The following is a 16,637-nucleotide window of genomic DNA, read 5'->3' as shown; positions in this document are numbered from 1 at the left end:
GGGTCCTTACTTGTCGTGAGCTTGCTCGAGCAGCGAAACGATCGACGCCGGGCTGGCGGGCAGATGTGTCAGCGTCACGCCCAACGGCGCCAGCGCGTCGTTGATCGCGTTGATCACCGCCGGCGACGATCCGATGGCCCCGCCCTCGCCGACACCCTTGTAGCCGCCGACGCCGGGACCGGGAATTTCGACGTGACCGAACTCGATCGGCGGCACCTCGGTGGCGGTCGGCAACAGGTAGTCGACGAACGTCGACGACAGCGGGTTGCCGTCGTCGTCGTAGACCAGGTTTTCCATCAGCGCTCCGCCGATGCCCTGCACTGTCCCGCCGGCAATCTGGCCTTCCACCACATTGGGATTGATCATCGGGCCGACGTCTTCGCTGACGATGTAGCGCAGCAGCTTGACGTGGCCGGTTTGTACGTCGACCTCGCAGGTGCAGGCGTGGGTGGCGTTGGCCCAGTGGATCGGCGCCTGCGAGGTGAAGCGTGCCGTCGCCTCCAACGACGCCGACGTCCTCGGCGGCAGTTGCTGCGGCTCGTAGTAGGCCCGGTACGCCAGATCGGCGAAGCTCACGCTCTTCTCGGGATCGTCGTGCACGGTGACGCGTGAATTCGCCAGTTCCACATCTGTTTCCGCCACGCCGAGGTAGTGCGCAGCCATCGCCACCACCTGCGTGCGCAGCATGCCGCCCGCCTCGTTGACCGCCCCGGCCGTCATCGGACCGCTGCGGCTGCCCTGGGTTCCCGCCCCGTATGGCGTGACCGCGGTGTCGCCCTGGATGCACGCCACGTCGGCGATGTCAGCGCCCAGCGCGTCGGCGGTCAACTGAACGACGGTGGTTTCGATGCTGTTACCGGTCGAGCCCCCGTTGACGTAGACGTTGATCTTGCCGGTCGACTCGATGCGGATGGTGGCGCCCTCGGTGGCCAGATGGCCGGTGGCCGCGCCGGTCGGCTCGATGTAGGCCGAAAACCCAAGTCCGATATAGCGTCCCTGCACCAGTGCCTCGCGCTGCTCTTTGCGAAAGCCTTCATGGTCGAGGATCTTCACCGCCTGCTCGAACGTGTCGTTCGGTGCGACGTGGTCATAGGGCATGCCGTTGGGGTTGAAGTAGGGCATCTCGTCGCCGCGAAGGATGTTGCGCCGACGCAGCTCCACCGGATCCAGGTCCATTGTGCGGGCGGCGATGTCGAGCAGGATCTCGCGGGCCAGCGTTTCGTACTGCCACGGCCCACGGTAGGCCGCCAGTCCGGCGGTGTTGGAGAACACCGTCTTGTAGTTGAAGCTGGCCTTGGGCACCCGGTAGGGGCCGGGGAAGAACATGCCGATCGCGGCGGTGGTCAACACCGGATACGGCGTGGGATAGGCGCCGATGTCTTGAGCGAAGTCGATGTCGGCTGCCAGCAGGGTGCCGTCGTCGTCGAAAGCCATTCGGGCTCTGCCGTTTACGTGACGTGCCTGTCCGGCCGACATCAGGTTCTCGCGGCGGTCCTCGATCCACTTCAGCGCCCCGGGCACTTTACGCGCCGCTAGCATGATGCACATGTCTTCGCGCATCGGCACCACCTTCTGGCCGAAGCCGCCGCCGGTGTCGCGCATGATGACCCGCACTCGTTGCGCCGGAATGCCCAGTAGGCGAGCGGCGAATGCCCGCAGCTCGTGCGGCGTCTGGGTGGATGCCCAGACGGTGAGTTCATCGGCCGCAGAAGTCCATTCGACGACCATGCCGCGCGTCTCGATCGGCACCGGCAGATAGATCTGCTGATAGACGTTTTCGGAAACCACGCACGCGGCGGCCGCGAATGTCTCCTCGTCCGGCGGTGCTCCGGCCATGCCGCCCGCGACGTTGTCGGGATACCCCTCGTGGACCACGACGTCGGAGCCTTGAGCGGCGGTGAAGTCGGCGATCGCAGGCAGTGGCTCGTAGTCCACCTCGACTAGTTCGACCGCGTCCTCGGCGACATACCGACTCTCGGCCACGACGAGGGCAACCGGGTCGCCGACGAACTTGACCTCGCCCTCGGCCAGCGGCGGGCGCGGAGTGTCCGCGACGTCCTTGCCGGCTACCGCGTGCCAGGCTTCTTTGACGCACGGGTTGAGGTCGGCCGCGACGAACACCGCCCGCACGCCCGGTAGCGCCAGCGCCGCGGAGGTGTCGATGCCGTTGATTCGGGCGCGGGCAAACGGGCTGCGCACAAAACAACCGTGCAGCATGCCCGGCCGCGTGACGTCGTCGACGAATGTGCCCCGGCCGGTGAGCAGCCGGGTGTCTTCGACCCGTTGCACCCGAGTGCCGGCGTATCGAGGGGCGACGGTCCGTTGCGCCAGGTCAGCCATGCCATCGCTCCATCTCGCTTCAGCAGGTTATCGCATTATGAGAAGTGCAATGCCATTATATGAGAGTGCGGTTATCGCAGTCGATAGCCCGGGTGCCACGGAGTGGTCGTGCGTGACGTCTTGCCGGAGTTGACCTCGGTTTGGAGAACCGGTGGCATCGCGGGCGTCGCGACCGTGGTGCGCACAATGGGCTCGTCGCCGCGGCCGGCGGGTGCGGCGATGATGGTTGCGCCGGACGGAACGGTCGCCGGCTCGGTGTCCGGCGGATGTGTGGAGGCGGCGGTCTATGACTTGGCCACCGAGGTGGCGCGCGCCGGGCGACCTGAACTGCAGCGCTACGGCATCAGCGCTGACGATCCGTTCGCTGTCGGCCTGACCTGCGGCGGGGAAATCGACATCTTCGCCGAGCCGATCTCCCGGCACACCTTTCCGCAATTACAGGCGGTGGCCGATCGCATCGCCACCCACCGCCCCACCGCGGTGGCCACCGTGATCGCCCACCCCGACCCCGGCCGGCTGGGTTGCCGGATGGTCATCACCGCCGATTCGCTCGACGGCTCGCTGGGGTCGGCGCGGACCGACGCCGCCGTCGCCGACGACGCTCGGGGCATGCTGGCCGCCGGACGCACCGGTGTGCTGACCTACGGTCCGGACGGCGAACGCCAGGACATCGGCATGGAGGTGTTCGTGGCCAGCCACGCACCACCGCCGCGGATGCTGATCTTCGGTGCCATCGACTTCGCGGCGGCGCTGGCACGACAGGGCGCCTTCCTCGGATACCGGGTCACGGTGTGTGACGCTCGCCCGGTGTTCGCCACCCGGGCCCGATTCCCGACCGCCGACGACATCATCGTCGACTGGCCCGACCGCTACCTGCGCGCGCAGGCCGCGCAGGGCGCGATCGACGCGCGAACCGTCGTCTGCGTGCTCACCCACGATCCCAAGTTCGACTTACCGCTACTGCAGGTGGCGCTGCGGCTGCCCATTGTCGGCTATGTCGGTGCGATGGGTTCGCGTCGCACCCACGACGACCGGCTCGAGCGACTGCGTGCGGCCGGACTGACCGAAGCCGAACTCGACCGGCTTGCCAGCCCGATCGGCCTGGATCTCGGTGCTCGCACTCCGGAGGAAACCGCGGTGTCGATCGCCGCCGAGATCATCGCCCGGTGTTGGGGCGGTGGCGGGCGACCGCTGACCGAGGTCGACGGCCGCATCCACCACGACGTGGGGCCATGAAAACCACAGGGGTGCTGCTGGCGGCCGGCGCCGGCCGACGCTATGGCAAACCGAAAGTGCTGGTCGACGACTGGCTGGAGATCGCGGTGCGGGCGCTTCGCGACGGGGGATGCGACGACGTCGTGCTGGTGCTCGGCGCCGCCGAGGTGCCCGCCCCCGCGGGTGTCACCGCGGTCACCGCACCTGACTGGCAGGACGGGCTGAGCGCGTCGGTGCGCACCGGTTTGGCCGCCGCCGATCGCCTGCAGGCCGACTACGCCGCGCTGCACGTTGTCGATACTCCCGACGTCGGGAGTGACGTGGTGAGCCGAGTCTTGCAGCGGGCGTTGGTATCTCGCGGGGGTCTGGCGCGTGCGACGTTCGGTAACCGGCCCGGCCACCCCGTCGTCATCGCGCGCCGGCACTGGCCCGAGGTGCTGGCCAGTGTCAGCGGAGACACCGGCGCCGGCACCTACCTGCGCGACCGGGCGGACGTCGAGAACGTCGACTGCAGCGACCTGGCCAGCGGCCGTGATATCGACGAACCCGCCTGAACCCGCCGGTACGGTACTGGACAGTACTAAACGACGGACTCTATTGTGGGCGCTGTGACCCAGGTTGCCGACTGCGCAGCGGACCCTTCGCCGTGGTCGCCGCGCGAAACCGAGTTGCTTGCGGTGACATTGCAACTACTGCAGGAACACGGCTATGACCGGCTGACGGTGGATGCTGTCGCGGCCACCGCCCGGGCCAGCAAGGCCACCGTGTACCGGCGTTGGCCGTCGAAAGCCGAGCTGGTGTTGGCCGCGCTCATCGAGGGGATCCGCCAGGTCGCCGTCCCGCCCGACACCGGCACGCTACGCGGTGATTTGCTGCGATTGGGCGAGCTGGTCGCCCAGGAGACTCGCCAGCATGCCAGCACCATTCGCGCCGTGCTGGTCGAGACGTCGCGCAACCCCGCGCTCAACGAGGTCATGCAACACGAATTCGTCGACCAACGGAAGGCCCTCGTCCGTCACGTGCTGCAGCAGGCTGTCGATCGCGGTGAGATCGTCAGCGCTGCGATCAACGACGAACTTTGGGATCTGCTGCCCGGCTACCTGATCTTCCGCTCTGTCGTCCAGGATCGGCCCGCCAACCCGCAGACGGTGCAAACCCTCGTCGACGACGTCATCCTGCCCAGTCTCACCCGCTAGCGCGGCCAGCTGCCGACATCCGACTGTATACGGCATCGTCTCTTGTGCAGTCCGGTCCGGTACCGTACTGTTCTCCTAGGTTTCTGCTCATACAGCGACGATGACCTCGGCGTCACCGGTGATCGAAAGGCCAACGGGTGAAGCGGCTTTCAGTCTTCGGCCTGGTCAGGCGCTGGTGGATGGTGCTGATCACCGTCGCGGTCGTGGCGCTCGCGGGTTTCGGCGTATACCGGCTGCACGGCATCTTCGGCTCGCACAACGACACGTCCACTCCCAGTGGCGTCCTGAATGACAGCGTTCCGTTCAACCCGAAGCGCGTGGTCTACGAGGTCTTCGGTGACCCGGGAGCGGTGGCCACCATCAACTACCAAGACATCCACGCGGTGCCGCAGCGAGTCGACCACGCTCCGTTGCCGTGGAAATACGAGGACATCACTACCGATCCCGCAGTCATCGCCAACCTGACCGCGCAAGGCAACAGCAGCACGCTCGGCTGCCGCATCATCATCAATGACGAGGTCAAGGACGAGAGGACCGTCAACGCTGTGAACGCCTACACCTACTGCCTCGACAAATCCGGATGAGTAACCACCACGCCCCGCGGCGCTTCGTGCCGCACACCATCCGCCGGCTTGCCGTGCCGATCATCCTGTTGTGGGTCGGCGTGGCTGCCGTCACCAACATTGCGGTACCGAATCTGGAGACCGTGGCCAAAGCGCATCAGGTGGGCATGAGTTCCCCGAGCGCGCCGGCGTTGCAGGCGATGAAACACATCGGCAAGGTGTTCGAACAATTCGACTCCGACAGCGCGGCCATGATCGTGCTGGAGGGCGATAAGCCCCTCGGCGACGACGCGCACCGGTTTTACGACACCCTGATCCATCGGCTTGAGCAGGACACCAAGCACGTCGAACACATCCAGGACTTCTGGGGCGATCCGCTGACGGCGTCGGCCTCGCAAAGCAACGACGGTAAGGCCGCGTTGGTTCAGGTGTATCTGGCCGGTAATCAAGGCGACGCGTTAGCCGGCGAGTCCGTCGACGCGGTTCGCGACATCGTCGATCACACGCCCGCCCCCAAGGGCGTCAAAGCTTATGTCACGGGTGCGGCACCGCTGATCACCGATCAGTTCGAGGTTGGCAACAAAGGCATCGTCAAGGTCACAATCATCACTTTGATGGTGATCGTGACGATGTTGCTGTGGGTTTACCGTTCCGTCGTCACCACAATGCTGGTACTTGTCACGGTCCTTGTCGAACTGGCTGCGGCGCGGGGAGTCGTTGCCGTGCTGGGGAACTCCGGTTTGATCGGGCTTTCGACGTTCTCGGTCAATATCCTCACGTTGCTGGCGATCGCCGCCGGCACGGATTACGCGATCTTTGTTCTGGGTCGTTATCACGAGGCGCGTGGAGCTGGCGAAGATCGAAATACGGCCTTCGACACGATGTTTCATGGCACCGCCCACGTCGTGTTGGGCTCGGGACTGACGATTACCGGCGCGGTGTATTGCCTGACGTTTGCCCGCCAGCCCTATTTTCAATCGATGGGCGTTCCCTCTGCGGTGGGAATGCTGGTTTCGGTGCTGACCGCGCTGACCTTGGCGCCCGCCGTGCTTGCGGTGGGCAGCCGGTTCGGTCTCCTCGAACCCAAGGTCACCATGAGGACCCGGGGATGGCGGCGCATCGGTACCGCCATCGTGCGCTGGCCGGCACCTATCCTCGTGGTGACCATCGCGGTCGCGCTAGTCGGTCTGCTTGCCCTACCGGGATATAAGACGAGTTACGACTCCAAGCCATACTTGCCGGCCGCCACCCCGGCCAAGGTCGGATATGCGGCCGCAGAACGGCACTTCTCACAGGCCCGGCTGAATCCCGAGTTGCTGATGGTCGAGGCGGATCACGACCTGCGCGACCCCGCTGACATGCTCGTCTTGGAACGGGTCGCCAAAAACGTCTTCCACACCCCGGGTATCGCGAAGGTGCAGGCGATTACCCGGCCGTTGGGGACACCGCTCGACCACAGCTCGATCCCGTTTCAGCTCAGCCAGCAAAGCGTCGGGCAGGTCATGAACCTGAAGTACCAAAAAGACCGTGCTACCGACTTGCTCAAGCAGGCCGGCGAGCTGAGGAAAACGATCGACATCTTGCAGCAGCAATATGCCCTCCAACAGCAAACCGCCGCTGCTACCCATGAGCAGACTCAAAGCTTTCATGACACGATCGCCACGATCACTGACCTGAGAGACAAGATCGCCAACTTCGAAGACTTCTTCAGGCCCATCCGCAGCTATTTCTACTGGGAAAAGCACTGCTACGACATTCCCGTCTGCTTCGCACTGAGAAACGTCTTCGACGCCATCGACGGCATCGACGAACTCACTGAGCAGTTCGAAGCCATTACCGCGTCTTTGGATAAATTGGATGCGCTCCAGCCGCAACTGGTAGCGCTGATCCCGCCCCAAATCCAGAGTCAGATGACGAATCTGGAGCTGACGCTGTCCAACTACGCGACCAACTCGGGGATCAACAATCAGTCGGCCTTCGCGAATGACAACCCGGCCGCAATGGGTCAGGCCTTCGACAAAGCTAAAAACGACGACTCCTTCTACTTGCCTCCCGAGGTGTTCTCAAACCCCGATTTCAAGCGAGGGCTGAAACTCTTCATGTCGCCGAATGGCAAAGCGGCGCAGATGATCATCACCCATGAAGGTGATCCCGCGACGCCCGAGGGCATCTCGCATATCGACGCCATCAAAAAGGCGGCGAAAGAGTCCGTAAAGGGAACGCCGCTGGAGGGCTCCCACATCTATCTCGCCGGTACCGCCGCGACCTACAAAGACATCCAGGACTCGGTCAAATACGACCTGATGATCGTCGGGATCGCCGCGCTGAGCCTGATCCTGCTCATCATGATGTTCATCACCCGAAGCCTGGTCGCCGCGATCGTCATCGTCGGCACGGTGGCGCTGTCGTTGGGCGCATCATTCGGGCTCTCCGTGCTGGTTTGGCAGGACATCCTCGGGATGCAGTTGTACTGGGTTGTTTTGGCGCTGGCCGTCATCCTGCTGTTGGCGGTCGGATCCGACTACAACCTACTGCTGATCTCCCGGTTCAAGGAAGAGATCGGCGTGGGGTTGAAGACGGGCATCATCCGCGCGATGGCCGGCTCCGGTTCGGTGGTCACTACTGCCGGCCTGGTGTTTGCCGCCACCATGTCGTCGTTCGCCTTCAGCGCGTTGGTGATTCTCGGACAAGTCGGTACCACGATCGCGCTGGGCCTGCTGTTCGACACGCTAATCGTGCGCTCGTTCATGACGCCGTCCATCGCGGCGCTGCTGGGGCGCTGGTTCTGGTGGCCGCAGCGGGTGCGTCCGCGCCCGGCCAGTCAGATGCTGCAGCCTTACGGATCACGCCCCGCGGTGCGTCAACTGCTGCTCTGGGACGACCCGGAGGAGGAGGACGCAACACTATCGAGTGTGAATGCTGGGAGTCGAGTGTGAATCCTGGGCGGGCTTTTTTCCGCCGGCGGCCGTCCCTGAGTACACACTCAAACCCCTGCGTGCACAGTCGGTTTCGAGCTAAGCCGAGGATGCAGCGGCATCCGCGATCAGCGTGTCAGCAGCCCGGCCGAACATCGTCTGCTTGATTGCGCCTAACGTGCCGGGATCCTTCCCGCCGAGTGGGCGCAGCAGATCAATTGCAGCGTTGGTCACTGCACCTTCGGGTGCGGTCGCATCGACCAGGCCGTGGCTCGCCGCATCGGCCCCGCCGAAGCGCCGTCCAGTGGTCATCGAAGCGACCGCCGCTTGCGGGGTGAGTTTGGCCTGGATCAGCGCGGCCATACCGGGAGTGAACGGAATGCGGATATCCGCTTCGGGAAAGCAGAAGTAGCCGCGGTCGGCCCGCATCACCCGAAAGTCGTGTGCCAGGGCCAACATTGCTCCGGCGCCGAACGCGTGGCCGACCACAGCGGCCGCGGTGGGAATCGGCAGCGTCAATACCCGGGCCAGCATGGCCTGCACCTGCCCGACGTACCACTGGGTCTGCTCACCATGGGCGGCCAGCCAGTCCAGATCCAGCCCGTTGGTGTAGAACTTGCCGGCTGCTGTGGTGACCAGGCCAGCTGCCCCGGAGCCGACGATTTCGTCGAGGTGGGAGTTCATCTCGTCGAGAAATACCGGCGAGAACCGGTTTTCGTCGTCACCGAGGTTCAGGACGGCGATCTTGTCGTGGTAGGTCAGGCCAATGGCCACGGCATCATCCTTTCGTTCGTTACGAGAAGTCCCGGAAGGCGAGCGCGAAGCCCGTCACCGCGATCACGGCGGCGGCTCCGTAGCTCAGAATCGACCACCAGCCGGCGTGCAGATATGCGGTGACGGCGACAATCGCGATAGCGAGGAAGACCATCACCATTCCGTAGAGCGGCGGTGTGGCCGCATATCGATTGCGGCTCATCGGCTTCCCTCCTTAGCGGTAGCCATCACCCGGTGGCGGACCAGGTACCAACCGCCGATCAAGGCCGGGATCGCCACCGCCAGCGTGCCAACGATCCAGTGGCCGCGCCGATGGTCGAGCATCATCAGCACCAGTACCGCCGCCAGGAAGGCCAATGTCGCGTAGCCGCTGTAGGGGGCTAACGGCATCCGGAAATGGGGCCGCTGCATTTTCCCTGCCTTCGCCGCCCGGTAGAGCCACAGCTGGCACGCCACGATCGTGGCCCAGGCCGCCATCACGCCCATCGCCGCGATGTTGAGCACGATTTCGAAGGCCTGGCCCGGTTTGACTGCATTGAGCACGACTCCGAACAGTCCGATCATGCTGGTCAGCAGGATACCGCCGTAGGGCACACCGTTTTTCGACATTCGCGCGGTGAATTTCGGGCCGCTGCCGTTGATCGCCAGCGAACGCAGAATTCGGCCAGTGGAATACAGTCCGGCGTTCAGGCTGGAAAACGCTGCGGTCAGGACCACCACATTCATCAGCGTCCCCGCGCCGCCGAAGCCGATCTTGGAAAAGAATGTGACGAACGGGCTTTCGTGTTCTTTGTAGGCGGTGTACGGCAGCAGTAGCGCCAGCAGCGCAACCGACCCGATGTAGAAGATCGCGATGCGGGCCACCACTGAGTTGATGGCACGGGGCATGACCTTCTCCGGCTCGGCCGTTTCACCGGCGGCGGTGCCGACGAGCTCGACTGCGGCATAGGAGAATACGACTCCGGAAGTCACGAGCACCAGCGGTAGCAGACCGGTCGGCAGGAACCCACCGTGATTGGACCACAGACTGAGTCCGGTGTCCTGGCCGTCGACCTGGTAGCGCCCGGCCAAAAAAACCGTCCCGACGACCAGAAACGTCATCAGCGCGACCACCTTGATCAGCGCGGCCCAGAATTCCAACTCACCGAAGAGTTTCACCGAAATCATGTTCACCGACACCACCGCCACGAGCGCGATCAATGCGAGAGTCCACTGTGGGATCACGTGGAACGCCGTCCAGTAGTGGAAGTAATTCGCGATCGCGGTGGAGTCCACGATTCCGGTCATCGACCAGTTCAGAAAGTACATCCAGCCGGCCACGAAGGCCGCCTTCTCACCGAAGAATTCGCGGGCGTAAGAGACGAACGATCCCGACGAGGGGCGGTGCAGGACCAGTTCGCCGAGCGCGCGCAGGATCAGGAACACGAAGCCGCCGCAGATCCCGTAGACCAGGAACAACCCCGGCCCCGCCGACTCCAGCCGCCCGCCGGCCCCCAGAAACAGGCCGGTTCCGATGGCGCCGCCGATCGCGATCATCTGCAGTTGCCGGGGACGCAGCTCCTTGTGATACCCGGCGTCTTCGCGAGTCAAGAAGTCCGCTACTTCGGACACCGCCGGCGTAGGCGCGTCGGGCAGCGGTGGCATCGGATTCCTATCGTCGTGACCGGGCGTACACGGCGACGCCGGGGGCACCCGTGCAACGGGCTGGGGGAAAGGGTATCCGACTACCCCGCCTGGATGGTCCGGCATTGGCTGAGCTGCGGTTTTCGATCGTCTCGGCGCTATCGACTGCTAGATTCAAACGCCATGGCGAAGCCCAGCGGACTGTTGTTCAACCCGAACGTCTACGACCCGCGCCAGTTCGACCCCGAGACGCGGCGTCAACTCCGGGCCGTGATCGACTGGTTCGAAGGGCGCGGCAAGCGAAAGCTTCTACAGGACGATCTGGACGCCGTATGGGTCTCGGACTTCCTGGACTTGATCAAGCGAGAGCGAATCTTCGCGACCTTCCTCACGCCGTCGGAGTATGGCGGTGATGACCCGAACAAGCGGTGGGACACCTCGCGCAATGCGGCGCTCAGCGAGATCTTCGGGTTCTACGGGCTGGCGTACTGGTACGCGGAGCAGGTCACGATCCTGGGCCTCGGGCCGATCTGGCAGAGCGACAACATCAAGGCCAAGGAGCGCGCGGCTGAGCAACTCGAGGCGGGCGGCGTGATGGCATTCGCGCTCTCCGAGCGCGAGCACGGCGCGGACATCTACAACACCGACATGGTGCTGACACCCTCGAGCGACGATGGCGGCGAGGGAGTTGTCTTCCGCGCCTCGGGGGAGAAGTACTACATCGGCAACGGCAACGCGGCCGGTATGGTGTCGGTGTTCTCGCGCCGCGCCGACGTCGACGGCGCCGACGGCTACGTATGGTTCGTCGCAGACAGCACGCACGAGAATTACGAACTCATCGGCAACGTCGTGCACGGCCAGATGTACGTCAGCAACTTCCGGCTCAACGACTACCCGGTGCACGAGGAGGACATCCTGTGCACCGGACCCGACGCGTTCTCGGTCGCGCTCAACACCGTCAATGTCGGCAAGTTCAACCTGTGCAGCGGCTCAATCGGCATGTGCGAGCACGCCTTCTACGAGGCGATCACGCATGCCAACAACCGCATCCTCTACGGCAACCCGGTCACCGACTTCCCGCACGTGCGCGCCAGCTTCGTGGAGGCCTACGCGAGATTGGTCGCGATGAAGCTGTTCAGCGACCGCGCGATCGACTACTTCCGCAGCGCCAGCCGCGACGACCGTCGATACCTGCTGTTCAATCCGGTCACCAAGTCCAAGGTGACGTCCGAGGGCGAGACAGTTGTCACCCTGCTGTGGGATATCCTGGCCGCCAAGGGCTTTGAGAAGAACACCTACTTCTGCCAGGTCGCGCGGCTGATCGGTGCGTTGCCGCGGCTCGAAGGTACGGTGCACGTCAATGTGGCGCAGATCCTGAAGTTCATGCCCAACTACATGTTCAGCCCGACCGACTATTCCGAGATCGGCACCCGCAACGACCCGGCCGATGACGTGTTCTTCTGGGCGCAAGGTCCGGCCCGGGGCGCGTCCAAGGTGCAATTCGCCGATTGGGCCCCCAGCTACGAAAAATTCCTGGCTGTACCGAACGTCGCGCGCTTCTATGAGCAGGCCGGGGCGCTGAAGGAACTGCTGGTCACCGCTGCACCGGCCCCGGACCAGATGAGCGACCTCGACTTTCTCCTCGTCGTCGGTCACCTGTTCACCCTCGTTGTCTACGGGCAGCTGATTCTTGAACAGGCCGATCTGATCGGGCTAGATCATGACCTGGTGGACCAGATCTTCGACGTCCAGATCCGCGACTTCTCCACGCATGGCGTCGCGTTGCACGGCAAACCGAGTTCCACTTCGGCACAACAGGAATGGGCGCTATCGGCGGTGCGCAGGCCAGTCGTGGACGCAGACCGCTTTGACCGGGTTTGGCAGCGGGTCAAGGCGTACGACGGCGCCTACGTGATGCGCCCATAGGCTTGGGGCGTTGGCGGCTTCGAGCGTGCGCTGAGGGTGGGGATTCGGGGGGCGAATTTTCCGCCCTGGATGCACGCTCGGCGCTCACGTGCGGGAAGTCGGTGACCGGGCTGCCGGTGATTACAGGATCAACGGACGACGGGATTGAAGGACGGGATCCGATGCTGGTGATTGTGATCGCGCTCGCCGCGGCCACCGTCAGCGCGCTGGGTTTGGTGCTGTTACGTAAAGCGACGCAGGCCGAACCCGAGCGTCCGCAGTTTTCGCTGCAACTGCTGTGGGTGCTGATTCGACGCCGCCCGGTGTGGGCTGCCGGAATTGTGACCCTTGCCACCGGCTTCGCGATACAGGTGATCGCCCTGGCCAATGGGCCAGTGTCGCAGATACAGCTCGTGATAGTGATGGAGTTGCCCTTCTCCCTCATCCTGTCAGGGCTCATCCTGGGCGGCCGGCTGCAAGCACGGGAATGGTCGGCCCTCGTCGCGATGACCCTCGGAGTTGCCGTTGTGCTGTTCTCCCTCTCCGCCACCGGCGGCGACCCCCAATCCGTGAACCTTTTCACCTGGCTGCTCGGGCTCGGGGCGACGACCGCAGTGATCGCCGCGATCCTCATGGCGGGTCAGTTCACCCGACGCCCCGCACTCAGTACCGCACTTGCCGGAATCGCGGCAGGGGTGGCTTCTGGTCTGATCGCTAGCCTGGTCAAGGCGATGGCGGCCGCCTTGAGCGGCGGGTTCCTGGCGGCTATCGCTACCTGGCAGACCTGGGTGTTGCTCGTCGCCGGCGTCGGCGGCTTCTTCCTGCTGCAGAACGCTCTGCAGGCCGGGCGGCTGGTCGCCTCCCAGCCGGGCATCACGCTCGCCAGCCCGTTGGTCGCGGGCGCGTGGGGTGTCGGACTCTTCCACGAGCAGGTGCGCACTGGTCTGTGGCTGCTCGGCGCGGGACTGGGCGCGGCCCTGCTCGCCGCGGGTGCGGTGCTGTTGTCGAGTTCCCCGCTGCTCGTAGGACATCAGGAAGCCCCCGACAACGATGGCCTAGGGGGCGAAGGCTTTTGACCCGGCTCGCCGTACCTACGCACACCTACGGGGAGCACTTACCACAGGCTGGCGGTCTAACCTGATCGCGGGCGTCGGAACGGCGAAAGAGTTAACCGGATGCGCATCATCACCGTCGAAGAGCACTTCGAGCACCCCGAGGTCAGCCAGCGGGTGCTACAGCTGGGCGGCCCACCAAGCGGGCTACCGTTGGAAGAGCTCGCCGCATTCGGTTCGGTCTTCAATGACGACCGCAACGCTGCAACCTTGCTAGGTGGGCATCGGCTGGCGCACATGGACGCCGTCGGTGTCGATGTTCAAGTCGTCTCTCACGGCAACGGCAGCCCGAGTTCGCTGGCGTCCCCGGAGTCGGTGGCCTTATGCCGTCAGGTGAACAACAATCTGGCCCAACAGATCTCGAAGAATCCCGACCGGTTCCGCGGCTTCGCCACACTTCCGCTCTACGATCCCGCTGCAGCGGCCGAGGAACTGCGCCGCTGCGTCGGAGACCTGGGGTTCGTCGGCGCGTTGATCGCGGGAACCTTCGAGGGGCTGTTCCTCGATGACGCCCGATTCGATCCGATCCTTGCTGCCGCTGAGGCCGTCGATCTGCCGATCTATGTGCACCCGGGGCTGCCGCATCCGCAGGTCAGCCGGCCCTATTACTTCGGCGACTGGTCTGCTGCGATCGGGATGATGTTCTCGGGTCCAGCGTTCGGATGGCATGCTGAGGCGGGAATCCACGTCATCCGGTTGATTCTCTCCGGCGCGTTGGACCGGCATCCCGGCTTGAAACTGTTGAGTGGCCATTGGGGCGAGCTGATGGCGTTCTGGCTCGAACGCCTCGACGAGACTTTCGCGTTGGTGCGCAACGGCTCGGAGCGCAACGTCAGCGACTATTACCGGGAACAGATCTGGGTCACCCCGTCGGGAATGTTTAATCAGCGTCAGCTCGACCACGTGGTTGCCGAACTGGGCGCTGAGCGGATCGTCTATTCCGAGGACTTCCCGTACGTCAAGCGTGACAACGTCACCGAATTCCTCACCGCCTCAGGGCTTTCCGATCAGCAGATGCACGCCGTTGCGCACACCAACGTCGAAGCGCTGCTAAGGATCTGACGGCTCGTCGGCGGCCTTTCCGACGAGTTTGGCGGCGGTGCGGTAGATGCCCCGGTGTGCGGTCCAGGTTGAAGCCGGCGCAGTCGAGTCGGCTTCGAGTTCAGCTCTGAACTGCGGCGCCTTGATTGCCGCTTCGAAATGAGCTCGACTGGTCCACTTGGCGACGTTGACCACTCGGAACTCGGTGTCCGCGTCGGCGGCACGATGCAGTTCAGCTGAGATGAATCCGTCGGCGGCGGTCATCAGGCGAGAGCGCCGCTCCCACCGGGCGATGAACTCGTCGATCTCGTCCTCGGAGATGTCGAAGACATTGATGAAGGTGATCGGACGCTCGTCTTCGGAATGAGTTGGCATAGCTGGTCTCTTGTCGTCTCGTCAGAAGATGGCGATGGGGTTGACGGGCAGGCCGGTCGCGCCGCTGATTCGCGGCGGAGCCAGCACCAACATAAAGCTGTGGCGCTTCTCCGCCCGGCACACGTCGGCGAGCTCGTCGACCGAGGTCGCATCGACCAAGGGCATGCCCAAACGCGCCAGCGCGATCTGGTGCACCGCGAGCGGCGGCGACCATGGCCGCGCGTCGCCGATATCGCCGAGGTAAACACTGACCCCGTGGTCGCGAAGCCAGCTCACCGCACCCAGGCCCAGTCCGGGCACCGGCTGGTCGAGCGGCTGGTTGGTATCCCAGCCGCCGCGCACGACGACAGCATCACCGCTGTGCACGTCGGTCCCGGTCCGCTGCAGCGCATGATCGAGGTCAGTTGCCTCGACGCGATGCTCGGCATCCAATTGCCCGTCGGGCGCCAGATCCAACAAGACGCCCCGGGTGAGGATGCCCGCTCCGAAGGCGTCGCTAGACCCGTGCCGAACTCCACCCGGGGTCACCGCATCACCTAACGGCACGCCGGGATAGATCTTGTCCTGCACGGGCACATGCGAGACGGCGTCGATATGAGTCAGACCCGCGTTGTGGGTGTTGATTACGAGCGAGTCAGTGATGGCCATCGGGCGGACACCGGTGAAATTCAGCGTTTTCATCACCGCGGCGGGCATAGTGGCCGTGCCACCGATCGGAGGGCCGCCCGAAAATGGCACCGGCTCGACCACGCGGGCCAAGCTGACGTGCCGGGCGCTGCGCACCTCGGCGGCGGCCCGCTTCCGCGCTGCCGTATCGATCAAATGCAACGTGCCCAACTGGTCGTCGTCGCCCCACCGCCCCCAGTTCGACGGTTGACCCGTGTCAGCCATTTGCGGCTCCAATCGGTTTTCCCCATGACGGAGAGGCTTGGCTGCACCGGACTGCTGGTGGCGTGGAAGTCAGCACGTCCTGGATTGCCGGTGCGACGAGCGCGACGAGTGTCTCGGTATCGGTGTTCGCGAGTGTGGGGACTCCGACGATTCGTCGTCCCAGGACGATTCCGACCAGCATCGACGACGCCAGGCCGGTGCGCAGCGCCGCGTCGCTGTCTGCGCGCGGCCCGACGGCATCGAGCAGCCGGGTCTGGATGAACTCGCGCAGCTGCTCGCTGGCCTGCTCGTTAACGATGGCACCGCGCAGAATCGCCATGAGCGGCTCCGAATCCTTTGGATCCCCCTCCCATACATCGATGAAAGCGCGGACCACACGTTCGCCGAGGTGTTCGTCGGGTCCGTCGAATGCGGTACCCAAGCGCGCCAACGTCTCCGGTGAGATCGACATGACTGCGGCGAATAGCTCGTTTTTCGACCGGAAGAACTGCATGACCAGCGCCGCGTCAACACCGGCATCGGCGGCGACCCGCCTGATCGTTGTCGCGGCGAAGCCGTCGCTGGCGAACCGGGCGCGGGCTGCGTCCAAGATGGCCTGCCGGGTCGTACTGGTGCCTGGCCGACGCCCGCGACGCACCTTCGACACCGGCGTGCTGTTCACGGTCATGGTCAAAAGTTACCGCTTCA

Annotated in this window: 15 protein-coding genes; 8 read left to right on the top strand and 7 right to left on the bottom strand. The window is 64.5% G+C overall.

What is annotated here, in order from left to right:
• Positions 1-6: 6 nt before the first annotated feature.
• Positions 7-2,340, bottom strand: a complete 2,334-nt coding sequence (locus AC5Y5W_RS17690) for a xanthine dehydrogenase family protein molybdopterin-binding subunit (RefSeq protein WP_500011944.1) — start codon at positions 2,338-2,340, stop codon at positions 7-9.
• Positions 2,341-2,448: 108 nt separating this feature from the next.
• Between AC5Y5W_RS17690 and AC5Y5W_RS17685 the strand changes: the two genes are divergently transcribed.
• From AC5Y5W_RS17685 to AC5Y5W_RS17665, 5 genes are all read left to right on the top strand, one after another.
• A complete protein-coding gene (locus AC5Y5W_RS17685; RefSeq protein ID WP_500011942.1) occupies positions 2,449-3,576 on the top strand; it encodes an XdhC family protein in 1,128 nt (375 codons plus the stop codon).
• The gene (locus AC5Y5W_RS17680; RefSeq protein ID WP_500011940.1) at positions 3,573-4,109 is read left to right on the top strand and encodes a nucleotidyltransferase family protein; all 537 of its coding nucleotides are present in this window, start codon (positions 3,573-3,575) and stop codon (positions 4,107-4,109) included. The genes AC5Y5W_RS17685 and AC5Y5W_RS17680 overlap by 4 nt, the downstream gene beginning before the upstream one ends.
• A gap of 42 nt (positions 4,110-4,151) precedes the next feature.
• Positions 4,152-4,751 carry a TetR/AcrR family transcriptional regulator gene (locus tag AC5Y5W_RS17675; RefSeq protein ID WP_500011996.1) on the top strand — a complete coding sequence of 200 codons (600 nt, stop codon included), beginning with the start codon at positions 4,152-4,154 and terminating at the stop codon, positions 4,749-4,751.
• Between the two features lie 137 nt (positions 4,752-4,888).
• On the top strand, positions 4,889-5,335 hold the full coding sequence (locus tag AC5Y5W_RS17670) for an MmpS family transport accessory protein (protein ID WP_500011939.1): 447 nt from the start codon (positions 4,889-4,891) through the stop codon (positions 5,333-5,335).
• On the top strand, positions 5,332-8,250 hold the full coding sequence (locus tag AC5Y5W_RS17665; RefSeq protein WP_500011937.1) for an MMPL/RND family transporter: 2,919 nt from the start codon (positions 5,332-5,334) through the stop codon (positions 8,248-8,250). Before AC5Y5W_RS17670 ends, AC5Y5W_RS17665 begins: the two co-directional genes overlap by 4 nt.
• Before the next feature lie 78 nt (positions 8,251-8,328).
• Here the strand turns inward: AC5Y5W_RS17665 and AC5Y5W_RS17660 are convergent, their stop codons facing one another.
• Genes AC5Y5W_RS17660 through AC5Y5W_RS17650 form a run of 3 tightly spaced genes read right to left on the bottom strand, consistent with a single transcriptional unit; the run spans position 8,329 to position 10,647 of the window.
• On the bottom strand, positions 8,329-8,997 hold the full coding sequence (locus tag AC5Y5W_RS17660) for an enoyl-CoA hydratase/isomerase family protein (RefSeq protein ID WP_500011995.1): 669 nt from the start codon (positions 8,995-8,997) through the stop codon (positions 8,329-8,331).
• A gap of 25 nt (positions 8,998-9,022) precedes the next feature.
• The gene (locus AC5Y5W_RS17655; RefSeq protein WP_500011935.1) at positions 9,023-9,205 is read right to left on the bottom strand and encodes a hypothetical protein; all 183 of its coding nucleotides are present in this window, start codon (positions 9,203-9,205) and stop codon (positions 9,023-9,025) included.
• The gene (locus AC5Y5W_RS17650) at positions 9,202-10,647 is read right to left on the bottom strand and encodes an amino acid permease (protein ID WP_500011933.1); all 1,446 of its coding nucleotides are present in this window, start codon (positions 10,645-10,647) and stop codon (positions 9,202-9,204) included. The genes AC5Y5W_RS17655 and AC5Y5W_RS17650 overlap by 4 nt, the downstream gene beginning before the upstream one ends.
• A gap of 162 nt (positions 10,648-10,809) precedes the next feature.
• Here AC5Y5W_RS17650 and AC5Y5W_RS17645 point away from each other — a divergent pair, with 162 nt between their 5' ends.
• From AC5Y5W_RS17645 to AC5Y5W_RS17635, 3 genes are all read left to right on the top strand, one after another.
• Positions 10,810-12,552 carry an acyl-CoA dehydrogenase family protein gene (locus AC5Y5W_RS17645; protein WP_500011931.1) on the top strand — a complete coding sequence of 581 codons (1,743 nt, stop codon included), beginning with the start codon at positions 10,810-10,812 and terminating at the stop codon, positions 12,550-12,552.
• 101 nt (positions 12,553-12,653) lie between these two features.
• Positions 12,654-13,607 carry a DMT family transporter gene (locus AC5Y5W_RS17640; RefSeq protein ID WP_500011929.1) on the top strand — a complete coding sequence of 318 codons (954 nt, stop codon included), beginning with the start codon at positions 12,654-12,656 and terminating at the stop codon, positions 13,605-13,607.
• Positions 13,608-13,706: 99 nt separating this feature from the next.
• Positions 13,707-14,705, top strand: coding sequence for an amidohydrolase family protein (locus tag AC5Y5W_RS17635; protein ID WP_500011927.1), 999 nt, complete (start codon positions 13,707-13,709; stop codon positions 14,703-14,705).
• Here the strand turns inward: AC5Y5W_RS17635 and AC5Y5W_RS17630 are convergent.
• Genes AC5Y5W_RS17630 through AC5Y5W_RS17620 form a run of 3 tightly spaced genes read right to left on the bottom strand, consistent with a single transcriptional unit; the run spans position 14,694 to position 16,617 of the window.
• Entirely contained in the window at positions 14,694-15,059 is a 366-nt protein-coding gene (locus tag AC5Y5W_RS17630; RefSeq protein WP_500011925.1) for an antibiotic biosynthesis monooxygenase family protein, read from the bottom strand. The two genes, AC5Y5W_RS17635 and AC5Y5W_RS17630, sit on opposite strands and share 12 nt — an antisense overlap.
• A gap of 21 nt (positions 15,060-15,080) precedes the next feature.
• Positions 15,081-15,950, bottom strand: coding sequence for a cyclase family protein (locus AC5Y5W_RS17625; RefSeq protein ID WP_500011923.1), 870 nt, complete (start codon positions 15,948-15,950; stop codon positions 15,081-15,083).
• Positions 15,943-16,617: a TetR/AcrR family transcriptional regulator gene (locus tag AC5Y5W_RS17620; RefSeq protein WP_500011921.1), complete on the bottom strand. Its 675-nt coding sequence runs from the start codon at positions 16,615-16,617 to the stop codon at positions 15,943-15,945. The genes AC5Y5W_RS17625 and AC5Y5W_RS17620 overlap by 8 nt, the downstream gene beginning before the upstream one ends.
• Positions 16,618-16,637: the final 20 nt, after the last annotated feature.

The organism is Mycobacterium sp. NGS51 (genome assembly GCF_059812525.1).
This window is presented reverse-complemented; position numbering and strand designations above follow the sequence as displayed.

Excerpts from the sequence above, each read along its gene's own strand:
- AC5Y5W_RS17645 (WP_500011931.1), top strand. The coding sequence starts at position 10,810 with ATGGCGAAGCCCAGCGGACTGTTGTTCAACCCGAACGTCTACGACCCG.
- AC5Y5W_RS17650 (WP_500011933.1), bottom strand. The coding sequence starts at position 10,647 with ATGCCACCGCTGCCCGACGCGCCTACGCCGGCGGTGTCCGAAGTAGCG.
- AC5Y5W_RS17680 (WP_500011940.1), top strand. The coding sequence starts at position 3,573 with ATGAAAACCACAGGGGTGCTGCTGGCGGCCGGCGCCGGCCGACGCTAT.
- AC5Y5W_RS17690 (WP_500011944.1), bottom strand. The coding sequence starts at position 2,340 with ATGGCTGACCTGGCGCAACGGACCGTCGCCCCTCGATACGCCGGCACT.
- AC5Y5W_RS17620 (WP_500011921.1), bottom strand. The coding sequence starts at position 16,617 with ATGACCGTGAACAGCACGCCGGTGTCGAAGGTGCGTCGCGGGCGTCGG.
- AC5Y5W_RS17625 (WP_500011923.1), bottom strand. The coding sequence starts at position 15,950 with ATGGCTGACACGGGTCAACCGTCGAACTGGGGGCGGTGGGGCGACGAC.
- AC5Y5W_RS17655 (WP_500011935.1), bottom strand. The coding sequence starts at position 9,205 with ATGAGCCGCAATCGATATGCGGCCACACCGCCGCTCTACGGAATGGTG.
- AC5Y5W_RS17665 (WP_500011937.1), top strand. The coding sequence starts at position 5,332 with ATGAGTAACCACCACGCCCCGCGGCGCTTCGTGCCGCACACCATCCGC.
- AC5Y5W_RS17630 (WP_500011925.1), bottom strand. The coding sequence starts at position 15,059 with ATGCCAACTCATTCCGAAGACGAGCGTCCGATCACCTTCATCAATGTC.
- AC5Y5W_RS17635 (WP_500011927.1), top strand. The coding sequence starts at position 13,707 with ATGCGCATCATCACCGTCGAAGAGCACTTCGAGCACCCCGAGGTCAGC.